We start from the raw sequence: 9,510 nt of genomic DNA, 5'->3' as shown, positions 1-9,510 counted from the left end.
GGGGGCCGGGGGCGGGGGGGGAGGCCCCCCGGGGTCAGCCGCGGACGCCGCGGAGAGCCATGGCGACCGCTGCCTCCGTGATCTCGCCCGGGTCTTCGGCGGCGCCGAGTTCGATGCGGCGGACCGCGGCGTCGACGACGCCCTGGAGGAGCATGGCGGCGAGTCGGGGCTGTTCGTGGCCGAGGGCGGCGAGCGCTTCGACGATCATGGCGATGAGTCCGCCGTGCGCCGCGCGGATCTTCTCGCGGGCGCCGGCGTCCAGCTCACCGGCCGAGATGGCGACGACGGCACGGTGGCGCCGGTCGCCGACCAGCGCCAGCTGCCGGCGCACATACGCCTCGACCTTCTCCTCGGGCGTGTCGACGCGCTCCATCGCCGCTTCGACCTCGGCGGCCCAGACGGGGAAATCGACGGCGCACAGCTCTTCGACCACGGCTGCGCGCGAGCGGAAGTACTCGTATACGGAGGAGCGCGCGAGTCCGGTGCGCTCGGCGAGGGCGGGGAAGGTCAGCGCTTCCGTTCCGCCTTCGGACAGCAGGGAGCGGGCGGCGTCCAAGAGGGCGCCGCGCTGCATCGTCCGGTGCTCGGCCACAGAGGCCGCTCGAATCCTGGGCACGTCACCACTCTACGGATGGCGTGCCCGTCGCGGCACTCCGCATGGCGACACGGATCAGGGAGGCTCGATGGCCGCGGGGAGGCTCGGCGTGTGCACGCAGGTGCGGTCAGGGAGGTGACTCGGTGTCCCCGGTCGGAGTTCGGTCCGGGAGGCGATGCGGCTTCCGCGACGAGACTCGGCGGCCGAGAGGTAGCTCAGGCCGGGCAGTGGCTCAGCGGCCGACGTCGGCGAGCTTGGCTCTGAGTTGCAGTACGGACTTGGTGTGGATCTGGCTGACCCTGCTCTCCGTGACGCCGAGGACGTTGCCGATCTCGGCGAGCGTGAGGCCCTCGTAGTAGTAGAGCGTCACCACGGTCTTCTCGCGGTCGGGGAGGGTGTTGATGGCGCGCGCGAGCAGTCGCCGTAGTTCGCGGTCCTCGGCGATCTCTACGGGGTTCTCGGCCGCCGTGTCCTCAAGGGTGTCCATCAGGCTCAGCCGTTCACCGCCCTCGCCTCCGACGTGCAGCAGCTCTTCCAGGGCCACCACGTTCGCCAGGGACAGCTGGCTGAACACATTGTGGAGTTCCTCCAGCGCGATGCCCATCTCCGCCGCGACCTCCGCCTCGGACGGGGTGCGGCGCAGTTGCGCTTCGAGGGTGGCGTATGCCCGTTCGACGGCGCGGGCCTTCTGTCTCACGGAGCGCGGGATCCAGTCCAGCGCACGCAGTTCGTCGATCATCGCGCCGCGGATGCGGGTGATGGCGTAGGTCTCGAACTTGATGGAGCGTTCGGGGTCGAACTTCTCGATGGCGTCGATCAGTCCGAAGACTCCGGAGGAGACGAAGTCGGCCTGTTCGACGTTGGGTGGCAGTCCGACGCTGACGCGGCCGGCGACGTATTTGACCAGCGGCGAGTAGTGCAGGATCAGCTGCTCCCGCAGCCGGCCGTCGCCTGATGCCTTGTAGGCGCGCCACAACTCGTCGAGCGAAGTGGGCGGGGCGGGGCGCACGCTGCCGCGCGCGGCGGGTGGTACTGCCGCACGGTCAGACCCGGAGGTGTGCTGGGGCATTCGTCGCCTTGAGCCGTTCTGCCGAGACGCGGGTGGGTGGATGTGTGAGGGCTGAATTGTCTGTGAGCGTAGCGTGACCAGAGTGTCGCGGTGCGCGATGGAGGCAGGTTCGGGGGTGCGCAGATACGTTCCGCTGCCCGCACCTCAGGGTTACCTCGTACGGCGTGGCGATACCCGGACACGGTGCCGGGTACAGGCCTCCGGCGGGCCGTGCGGGCGGACGCCGTGACGCATCGGGTGCGACCCCGTGCGTCCGTTGCGCCACATCGCCGTCTCCCCACGGGTCGGGCCCGTGCGCCGAAGCACGGCAAACCTGGATTCTGCGGTCATTCCCCTCACCCTTTCACCCGTTCGCCCCAGGTCAAGTACCGCCTCGCCGGGAACCCTCGGTCGCCTCGGCGCGTCGCGCCAACTCCCAGCGGTCACCGCACCTTTGAACGAATCCGAGGGACTGGAGCTCGAAGAGTTTGCCCTGGGTGACATCGCGGGGCGTGCCGGCTTCCTGCGCGAGGTGGGTGGTGTCCGTGCTGCCGCGCGCGGGCAGTGCCTCCAGCACGCGGGTCGCGACGGGGTCGAGGAGGTCGCGGATGCGGGTGGACCCTCGGCGCTCGGGGGCGAGGTCGCCGATGCTGCCGACGAGTTCGATGACCTCGTCGGCGTCGGTGACCACCGCGGCCTCGCCGCGCAGGAGTTGATGCACACCGGCGGACAGACCGCTGGTGACCGGGCCCGGCATGCCCATCGTGAATCGCCCGAGGGCCAGCGCCCGCCGGGCGGTGACGAGCGAGCCGCTGCGGAGTTCGGCCTCCACGACGACGGTGCCTCTGGTGAGCGCGGCGATCACGCGGTTGCGCTGGACGAAGCGGCTGCGGGTGGGGTGGTCGCCCGGTGGTAATTCGGCGACCACCAGGCCCTGTTCGCAGATGCGGCCGATCAACTCGGTGTGGCCGCGCGGGTAGGCGTAGTCGACGCCGGATGCGAGTACGGCGATGGTCGCGCCGTCGGCGGCCAGGGCACCGCGGTGGGCTGCGCCGTCGACGCCGTACGCGGCTCCGGATACGACGGCCCAGCCGCGCTCGGCGAGTCCGGAGCTGAGGGTGGCGGCGAGGTGGGCTCCGTATTCGGTGCAGGCGCGGGCGCCGACGACGGCGACCGAGCGCAGCGCCCACAGCCGGAGGTTGGCAGTGCCGCGCACCCATAGGCCGACGGGGCGGGCATCGCCGAGGTCGTTGAGCTGGCCGGGCCATTCGTCGTCCCCGGGGCAGATGAACCGGCCGCCGAGAGCGGTGACGGCGGCGAGGTCGGCGGCGGGGCGTGCCCGTGCGGCGCGTAGCCTCAGGCCCGCGATCTTGGCGGGGCTTGCGTCCTTGGGTGGGGCCGCGTCGTCGTCGGACAGCATGTGCCACAGGGCCACTGGGCCCATTTCGCGCAGCCAGCGGCCGGCGGTTTCGTCACCCGGTTCGAGGATCCGGGTGAGGGCCGCGCGGGCCGTGTGCTGCGGTTCGTACGCTGTGCGGCGAGCCGGCGGCCGGGCGGCCGTCGTGGGCGAGGCAGGAGCCGCGTCGGGCGGGTGACGCCGGTCGTCCGCGGGGGTCTGCGGGGCGCTCGTCGCGAAGCCCCATTCGTCAGTGCGGTTCATTGCTCACCCCTTCTCTTGCGGGGGCCGCTTTCTTGCGGGGTCCGCGCGGCCGTGGTCTCGCGCCGGCTTTCGCCGCCGCCCACCGCCGTGAGCGTGCCGCGACGTACGCCTGTGCGGAGTTCCAGGGCCCAGTTGACGTCTTCTCTGTTGGGGCGGTCGCGGCCGGAGAGGTCGGCGGCCGTCCAGGCGACGCGGAGGACCCGGTCGAGGCCGCGGGCCGTGAGGAGGCCGCATTCGAGGTCGCGTTCCGCTTGGGCCAGTGCGCCAGGGTGGACCTGCCAGCGGGTTCTCAGTTCATGGCCGGGTACCTCGCTGTTGGTGTTCCAGGGTGTGCCGGCGAGGCGGTCAGCGGCGCGTTCGCGGGCGGCGTGTACGCGTGCGGCCACGGTCGCGGTGGATTCGGCGCCGCGGCCGAACGCGATCAGTTCGGAGCGGGCGACCGGCTCCACGGCGATCCGTAGGTCCACCCGGTCCATCAGCGGCCCGGAGAGGCGGGCGCGGTAGCGGCGGATGGAGGACGGCCGGCATTCGCAGCCACCGCTGGTGGTGCCGTGCCGTCCGCAGGGGCAGGGGTTGGCCGCGAGGGCGAGGAGGAACCGGGCGGGCATGCGCATCATGCCGGCGGCGCGGGCGACGACGACATGCCCGGATTCGAGGGGCTGGCGCAGGGCGTCCAGGACGCGTGGGCTGCATTCGGCGGCCTCGTCCACGAACAGCACGCCGTGGTGGGCAAGGGATACGGCTCCGGGTCGGGGCAGTCCGGTGCCGCCGCCGACGAGGGATGCCATCGTCGCGGAGTGGTGCGGGGCGCAGTAGGGCGGCCGGTGGACCAGTGGCTGTCCTGGTGGGAGGGTGCCGGCTACCGAGTGGACGGCGGTGACCTCCAGGGATTCCTTGGGCGACAGGGGTGGCAGCAGTCCGGGGAGCCGTTCGGCGAGCATGGTTTTGCCGGCGCCGGGCGGGCCTTTGAAGAAGATGTGGTGGCGCCCGGCGGCGGCCACCTCCAGGGCGCGGCGGGCGCTGTGCTGGCCTGCGACGTCGGTGAGGTCGGGTGCGTGTTCTCCGCGGGGCAGGCCGGCGCTGATGCCGGTGCCGGGGACGATCAGGCCGGCCAGAAGCGGGTCGGGGCGGCCTTCTTCCAGGGGTTCTTCTTCGTCGGGCACCGGTTCGTCGGCGAGGACGGCGATGAGCTGGCGAAGGCTGCGGACGCCGAGGACGGAGATGCCGGGGACGAGGGAGGCCTCGGCGACGGTCCGTTCCGGGACGACGACCTGGCGGTATCCGGCGTCGGCGGCGGCCAGCACGGCCGGCAGCACTCCGCGTACGGGGCGGACGCGGCCGTCCAGGCCCAGTTCGCCGATCATCATGAGGTCGGTGAGTTCGCGGGGATCGAGGCGTTCGGCGGCGCCGAGGACCGCGCAGGCCACGGCCAGGTCGAATCCGCTGCCGCTCTTGGGTACGGACGCCGGGCTGAGGCCGACGGTGAGCTTCTTCTGCGGCCATTCGGCGCCGGAGTTCACGACGGCGGCGCGCACCCGGTCCCTGGACTCGATCAGGCTTTTGTCGGGCAGCCCGACGAGGGTGAACGCCGCGACGCCCGGTTCCAGGTCGGCCTGGACCTCGACGACCACGCCTTCGACGCCGACCAGGGCGACGGAGCAGGTGCGGGCGAATCCCATTACGCCACCCCCCGTGCGTGCTGGACGACCGGGGCGCCGCGGGCCGGCAGCAGTACGCCGATGACATCGATCCGTACGCCACCGGGTGGCGGGCCGCCGTGGCGCTCCAGCCAGCGTTCTGCCAGCAGGCGCAGTCGGGCGGTCTTCTCGGGGCGTACGGCCGCCATGGGGTGTTCGTACCAGCCGGCGCGGCGGGTTTTGACCTCGCAGACCACGAGGGCGTCGCCGTCGGCGGCGACGATGTCGATCTCTCCGTCACGGCAGCGCCAGTTGCGGTCCAGGATCCGCATCCCGGCCTCGATGAGCCGCCGGGCGGCCAGGTCTTCGCCGTAGCGGCCGAGAGCGCGTCGTCGGGTGTCGGTCGGTTTGGTCGCCGTCGGCCCGGTGGTGCTGGGGGTCGCTGCGGCGGGGCTGCCAGCGCTACCTGCGGCAGCGTTCCGGGAACCCGTAGGCGGCCTGGCCCGGCGCCCGGGCCCTCGGCGATCACTCGGCCGCCCGTCACGCTCCGGGCCCTTACGGGGCTCTAAGCACGTCCCCCGCACCCGGTCCCTGGCCTGCGTGTCCCTGACCTGTGGGTCCCTGACCTGTGGGCCCCTGACCTGCGCGTCGTCCGCTGTATCGTCCGCGGCCTGCCGGCCGTGCTGCATGTCGTCCGTGGCGTTCATGCGGTACCACCTCCGGCACCGACTCTGACGCCCCCGCGCAGATCTATTGGATCTTGGTGGACAACGAGCCGGTTGTGGATAACCCGCTCACCCGTCCGGGGGTCGGCCCAGGTCATGGCGGGCGTACCAGGCAGCCCGAAGCAGGCCCGGCCGTCGCCCCGCAGGCGCCGGCCGGCAAGCAGTCTCCGGCCGCCTCAGCTCCCCGGAAGATCCAGATCGCTCTTGTTGAGCTCCTCGATGTTCACGTCCTTGAACGTGAGCACTCGCACCTGCTTGACGAAGCGAGCCGGACGGTACATGTCCCAGACCCAGGCGTCGGCCATCGAGACCTCGAAGAAGACTTCACCCTGGACCGAGTGCACCTGCATCTCGTAATCGTTGGTGAGGTAGAAGCGTCGCTCGGTCTCGATCACATATTTGAACAGCCCGACGACGTCGCGGTACTCCCGGTAGAGCTTCAGCTCCATCTCGGTCTCGTACTTCTCGAGGTCCTCGGCGCTCATGGCAGATCCCCTTCAGCCGTGCGTCCCCCTATTGTGCGTCAGACCCGCTCGGTCTCCAGGAGCACCGGCGCACTCGGGGGCCCTTCGTCGAGCAGTGTGCGCAGCAGCTCGGCGAGTCTGGTCGGATACACCGTCTCACGTGACGCTGACAGTTCTTCCGAAGTCCACCACCTCAGTCCCGAGACGCTGCGTCGCTCCAGGTCCGTATGCCCGCCGGTGTCGGTGACAGTCCGGTTGGTTCGCCCCAGGTAGTACCACTCGTCCTGCTCCCAGCGCCGCCCGTCGAACGGGAAGGCGCAGTGGCGCTTCCACAGGACGGGGCCGAGGACCGCGTCGGTGATGCCGGTCTCCTCGGCGAGTTCGCGGCGGGCGGCCTCCTCGTGCGTCTCGGCTCCTTCGAGGCCACCGCCGGGGGTGAACCACCAGGTGTCGGCGGGGCGGTCCGGTTCGAAGCCGTGGAGCAGCAGGATCCGGTCGTCGGGGTCGAGCAGCACGACGCGGGAGACCTGGCGTACGCCGGCCGGCTCGGGCTCGTCGGCAACCGCGGAAGCCTCACGGCTCTCGGCCGCCCCCTCGGCGGGCGCTAGCCCAGGGCCCGGCCCCTTGCCCGGCTCCTCGGCCGCCCGTCCCTCACGCACGCCGCCGCCCCTTGCGCCGGGCGATGGGCCCGTAGGCGGAGCCGCCGAGGATGAGGACCGCGCCGGCGACCACGGCGAGGGTGATGGGCTGTAGCGGGCCCGGCTGCGAGGTGCCACCGGGGAAGGCNGGTGATGGGCTGTAGCGGGCCCGGCTGCGAGGTGCCACCGGGGAAGGCGGAGAAGCTGGTCGGGCGCTGCATCATGCCGATGCTGCCGAGCGGCCAGGCGCGGGCGTCGACCCGGGCGTTGACGGCGCTGCGCGGGACGGAGCCATGATCGCTGTCGGTGAGGTGGACGCGGGAGTCGAGGGAGTCGCTTCGGTGATCGCCGAGCAGGAAGAGCTGGCCGGTGGGGACCTTGGCCTTGAAGCCGACGGGTGAGGCGGGGCCGCTGCCTTGCAGATACGGTTCCTCGACGGGGATTCCGTTCACGGTCAGCCGGCCGTGCTTGGTGCAGCAGGAGACCTTGTCGCCGCCGACGCCGACGACGCGCTTGACCATCGGCAGGTCGCCCCACACGGAGTCCTTGAAGACGACGATGTCGCCGCGGCGTACCTCGGATCCGTCCACCTTCTCGGCGATGACCCGGGCCCCGGCCGCGATCGTCGGCGACATCGAATCGGTCGGCACCGTATACGGGCGGTAGATCAGCGCCGCCCATACGAAGCCGCCCAGGAACAGCACACAGCCGAGGGCCACGGCCAGACCGGACAGCACACTGCCCGTGGTCCGGCCGCGGCCGTCGGTCCTGCGTTCCGTACTGCTGCTCATCCCAGCGCTCCCACCCCGCGGACCGGGCCCGCGTCGAAGATCCGGGACGGCACCTTACCTGGGGTTACGCTCTCCGGTCAGCCTCCGGCGGCGCCACAGCACGATCGGTACCGCGCCGGCCAGGCCCAGGGCGGCCGGAGCCGCCGCCATTGCCTTGTTGATCCCGGGCTGATCGAAGGTGTCCGGTACGGGCAGGGTCGCCCAGCGGTTGATGGGCCAGGCGATGGTGAACGCGCGGCCGACGACCTCGTCCTCCGAGACCGTGCCGTGGCCCTTGAGGTTCTGGTGGTAGCGGGAGTCGAGTGAGTCGTCGCGGTGGTCGCCCATCACCCAGATCCGGCCCTTGGGGACGTGGATCGGGCCGAATGCCCGGTCCCCGCAGGGGGTGACGCCGGGGAAGATGTACGAGTCTTCCTTCAGCGCCTTGCCGTTGACCTTGACCGGGCCGCTGCCGTGGCACTCGACGGTGTCGCCGCCGACCGCGATGACCCGCTTGATCAGGTCCTTCTCCTCGGCCGAGGGCATCAGACCGATGAAGCTGAGGACCTTCTGGACGGGGTTGGGCTCGGGGGTCGGCGTCTCGTTCAGCCAGCCGCCCGGGTCGTGGAAGACGACGACCTCACCGCGCTCCGGCTTGGAGCCGAACCACGGCGTCAGCTTGTCCACCAGGACCCGGTCCCCGCGCTGCAGGGTGTCCTGCATCGAGTCGGACGGGATGGAGAACGCCTGCACCAGGAACGTCTTGATCAGCAGCGCGAGGAGCAGGGCGATACCGATGAGGATCGGCAGCTCTTTCCAGAAGGCACGTGGCTTCTTGGCCCTCCTCATACTGCCGCTCACCTCCTTGCCCCCTGGTGTGCCCAACGTATCCGACCCGCCCGGCCGGTCCGACGACGCCGAACGCGGCGAGCGCGCCGATGACTCCGGCTGTGACTGTGCTGGTGACTGATGTACGGAACTCGTCACCGGCTGCGGGGTCTCACCGCCCCCTGCCGGCTCTTCGGGCTCTTCGGTTCCGGACCGCGCGCCGACCGCCAAGTCCCCCACATCTGCTCCTCACTCCACGCACTCGCCCGCCCGTCAACCGGCGCAGGCCCACCACTCCCATAACGAGCGGGAGTTCCGCAGGGGTCGGGAGTACGGTCAAACTCTCGGGTGACACCCTATGCGGCGCACCCGCTGCGGACGCCCTGGCGCCCGGCGCGTCGTGCACCGTCGCAAAGGTGTCCGGCTCTTCGAGGCGTCGCCAGTGGCTGAACGGCCAGGCGATCACCACGGCCCGGCCCACGACGCTGTCCTCCGAGACCGTGCCACGGTACGGCTCGTCCAGGTGGAAGCGCGAATCCGCGGAGTTGGAGCGGTGGTCGCCCATCACGAAGATCCGTCCGGTGGGGACGTTCACCGTGAATTTCAGCTGGGAGGGCGGGTTGCCCGGGTGGACGTACGGTTCGGTCAGCGGGGTGCCGTTGACGGTGACCCGGCCCTGCTTGTCGCAGCATTTGACGGTGTCGCCGCCGACCGCCACGACCCGCTTGATCAGGTCTTGTTCATCGGCGGACGGCAGCAGCCCGATGAAGGTCATGGCGTCCTTGACCGGCTGGAAGGCGCCCCCGTCGTCGGCGGGCTGGTGCTGTTCGCCCTTGAGCCACTTGCCGGGGTCCTTGAAGACGACGACATCGCCGCGCTCCGGCTTGGAGCCGAACCAGGGCGTGAGCTTGTCGACCAGCACCCGGTCGCCGATCTTGATCGTCTGTTCCATGGAGCCGGACGGGATGACGAACGCCTGGACGAGGAAGGTCTTCAGGACGAGGGCGATGGCCAGCGCCACGCCGATGAGGATGGGGATTTCCTTGATGTAGGAGCGGCGCCTGCGGCGTTTGATGCGCCGGGCCTGGCGCCGCCGCTCGGCCCGTCCGCCGGTCGCGGGCCGGCCGGCCCGTGTGCCGTCGCCG

Annotated in this window: 10 protein-coding genes; all 10 read right to left on the bottom strand. The window is 71.1% G+C overall.

The features are described from left to right. Nucleotides 1-34 precede the first annotated feature (34 nt). Nucleotides 35-574 (bottom strand): TetR/AcrR family transcriptional regulator, encoded by a 540-nt coding sequence (locus tag DY245_RS19910; RefSeq protein ID WP_181923769.1) that lies wholly within the window; start codon nt 572-574, stop codon nt 35-37. A 253-nt stretch (nt 575-827) separates the two neighbouring features. Continuing rightward, nucleotides 828-1,664, bottom strand: a complete 837-nt coding sequence (gene whiG / locus DY245_RS19905) for an RNA polymerase sigma factor WhiG (RefSeq protein ID WP_128508603.1) — start codon at nt 1,662-1,664, stop codon at nt 828-830. A gap of 361 nt (nt 1,665-2,025) precedes the next feature. Further along, entirely contained in the window at nt 2,026-3,303 is a 1,278-nt protein-coding gene (gene dprA, locus DY245_RS19900) for a DNA-processing protein DprA (protein ID WP_128508602.1), read from the bottom strand. Continuing rightward, nucleotides 3,300-4,982, bottom strand: a complete 1,683-nt coding sequence (locus DY245_RS19895) for a YifB family Mg chelatase-like AAA ATPase (RefSeq protein ID WP_244943146.1) — start codon at nt 4,980-4,982, stop codon at nt 3,300-3,302. Before DY245_RS19895 ends, dprA begins: the two co-directional genes overlap by 4 nt. Then, nucleotides 4,982-5,302: a YraN family protein gene (locus tag DY245_RS19890; RefSeq protein ID WP_042150000.1), complete on the bottom strand. Its 321-nt coding sequence runs from the start codon at nt 5,300-5,302 to the stop codon at nt 4,982-4,984. Before DY245_RS19890 ends, DY245_RS19895 begins: the two co-directional genes overlap by 1 nt. 539 nt (nt 5,303-5,841) lie before the next feature. Further along, nucleotides 5,842-6,150, bottom strand: coding sequence for a DUF2469 domain-containing protein (locus DY245_RS19885; RefSeq protein WP_003980220.1), 309 nt, complete (start codon nt 6,148-6,150; stop codon nt 5,842-5,844). Nucleotides 6,151-6,188: 38 nt separating this feature from the next. Next, entirely contained in the window at nt 6,189-6,644 is a 456-nt protein-coding gene (locus DY245_RS19880) for an NUDIX hydrolase (protein WP_128508606.1), read from the bottom strand. Between the two features lie 272 nt (nt 6,645-6,916). After that, nucleotides 6,917-7,558, bottom strand: a 642-nt coding sequence (gene lepB, locus DY245_RS19875) for a signal peptidase I (RefSeq protein ID WP_244943145.1), incomplete at its 3' end; no start/stop codon positions are given. Nucleotides 7,559-7,612: 54 nt separating this feature from the next. Next, nucleotides 7,613-8,596, bottom strand: coding sequence for a signal peptidase I (gene lepB, locus DY245_RS19870; protein WP_128508605.1), 984 nt, complete (start codon nt 8,594-8,596; stop codon nt 7,613-7,615). Next, nucleotides 8,538-9,510: signal peptidase I (lepB, locus tag DY245_RS19865; protein WP_244943144.1), on the bottom strand; the 973-nt coding region annotated here is incomplete at its 5' end. The genes lepB (DY245_RS19865) and lepB (DY245_RS19870), both read right to left, overlap by 59 nt.

The organism is Streptomyces inhibens (assembly GCF_003389455.1).
Taxonomy (GTDB): Bacteria; Actinomycetota; Actinomycetes; order Streptomycetales; family Streptomycetaceae; genus Streptomyces; species Streptomyces inhibens.
The sequence above is the reverse complement of the archived record's forward strand: the minus strand, read 5'-3'. Positions and strand labels throughout refer to the sequence as shown.